The organism is Stenotrophomonas maltophilia group sp. SKK55 (genome assembly GCF_057179845.1).
The window spans coordinates 1-1,582 of record NZ_JBXUHP010000019.1 but is presented as its reverse complement, the minus strand read 5'-3'; the positions used below and the strand labels follow the sequence as shown (position 1 = coordinate 1,582).

Annotated in this window: 3 protein-coding genes and 1 pseudogene; 2 read left to right on the top strand and 2 right to left on the bottom strand. The window is 58.2% G+C overall.

Features of this window, described 5'->3' with window-relative positions:
• Both AC2A1N_RS13565 and AC2A1N_RS13560 read left to right on the top strand, forming a co-directional pair.
• A partial coding sequence (locus AC2A1N_RS13565; protein WP_484372575.1) for a hypothetical protein occupies nucleotides 1-222 on the top strand: 222 nt, incomplete at its 5' end.
• Between the two features lie 165 nt (nucleotides 223-387).
• Nucleotides 388-756 (top strand): H-NS histone family protein, encoded by a 369-nt coding sequence (locus AC2A1N_RS13560; RefSeq protein ID WP_134967888.1) that lies wholly within the window; start codon nucleotides 388-390, stop codon nucleotides 754-756.
• 379 nt (nucleotides 757-1,135) lie between these two features.
• On the opposite strand, the gene AC2A1N_RS13555 is transcribed toward AC2A1N_RS13560, so the two are convergent.
• Both AC2A1N_RS13555 and AC2A1N_RS13550 read right to left on the bottom strand, forming a co-directional pair.
• Nucleotides 1,136-1,312, bottom strand: a complete 177-nt coding sequence (locus tag AC2A1N_RS13555) for a chromate transporter (RefSeq protein WP_428993198.1) — start codon at nucleotides 1,310-1,312, stop codon at nucleotides 1,136-1,138.
• Nucleotides 1,313-1,465: 153 nt separating this feature from the next.
• Nucleotides 1,466-1,582 (bottom strand): annotated as a pseudogene (locus AC2A1N_RS13550) (arsenate reductase (glutaredoxin)); the annotation flags it as partial.

The window sequence follows — 1,582 nt, the reverse complement described above, 5'->3', positions numbered from 1 at the left end:
GGATCTCTATGGAGGTTATCCTCAGAAGCATCTGCAGCCAGCGAAGTTCCCGCCAACGCGGCAGCGACAATGAAGGGAATTGATCTCACGGTTATGCGTCTTGCCTCCCTGATCTGCTACGGAAAGCGCTTGAGTCTAACGTCGATTCATCCAATGCCTCAAACTGGCGATCTCAAAGAACTCTTGGCAACGCCACAGCAATCACTCACGGCGCGTCTTTAGTCCTCAGGTCCATATGCCACGTGAAAATCATGTGTAGTGAGAGAGTAGCTAACACGATCCACTTTTTAGTAGTCGATCCTGAGATTGAGCGACTCATAGTGGACATGGAGTGACACGCAATGTCATTTGAGAATAGGCTAGGGCCTCGACATCGGGGAAGAATTCATGACTATTGATATCAGCGGCCTTTCTGCCAAGGAACTTCGCTCACTGATTGCTCAGGCGGAGAAGCAGCAGTCCAAGGTGCTGTCACGCCCTAAGGCCACAGCGATGCGCGCCAAGATCAACAAGTACGTCAAGGATCATGGATACACGATAGAGGAACTCTACGGCGCTTCAGTGATCGTGCCCTCCGAAACCGCCAAGAAGCGAGGTGATCGGAGGCCTGCCAAATCGACAGTGTCCAAGATCGCTCCCAAGTACCGCAATCCTGCAGTGCGCGGCCAGACGTGGTCCGGTCGAGGGCGGCAACCGCGATGGATAGCCGAGCTGGTAGCAAGTGGAAAATCACTGAATGACTTCCTGATCAAGTAGTGATAGCGAGGTAGCCGCACACCGGTACCGCAGCAAGTCCTGAGAATCATTAGTCATCAGATCGAACAGGATGCTGGTGCGCGGATTGCCCTGCCAGGTAGGCGATCAAAGATTTCAGCTAGTCGCAGTTGATGTGACAGCGGGCGAACAGCAGGCGCTCCCCCTTGCCTTTGGGGAGTGGGCTCGGGCAGCAATGATTGCAGTATCCACTTCTGGCCGACAGCTGCCCTCCGATCTGGCAGGATCCGCTTCCTAGCGGGGATTCGACGCTGCCCGGTCTCGCCGCGCTCGCAGATCCGGGTCATCATCGAACATTCCAACCGCATGGCGGCGCGCGTAGCCGAACTGGTGCAGCGCCAACGCGACCTGACCCATGCGATTAACCTGCCCAGGCGGCCAGCAGGCCAAGCCAGCCGGCGCGGGCCAAGCCCAGCAACACCCCAACCTGGCTGCTGGCTGGGCCTGGAAGCAACTGGCACAAGGCCACCAGATCCGAGTAGCTACGGTCCGTCAGCCACCGGCGGCGCTCGACAAACTCGAGGCGGAAGTAGCTCAGATGGGCAATCGGGCCACCGAACGAGGTCAGTCCCAGTCATAGGAACACCAGAAAGTCACGCCACGCACTTTCGCTTTTTGCGGGATGGAGCGTCGGCATGGGGCAGGATCTCCGGTTGTTCTCAAAGGCGGCCAGCCCGGCCCAGCACCCAGATTAGGTCGCCGGGCCTCCCCTGTGCTCGGCCACCAACTCTCCATCTTCCTTCCGGAATGGTCCGGGAAGCTTCGGCAGGATATCCAGCACCAGTTCGGAAGGCCGGCACAGGCGCGT

What these genes read in the sequence shown, in the direction of transcription:
- AC2A1N_RS13560 (WP_134967888.1), top strand. Translation starts at nt 388, where the DNA reads ATGACTATTGATATCAGCGGCCTTTCTGCCAAGGAACTTCGCTCACTG.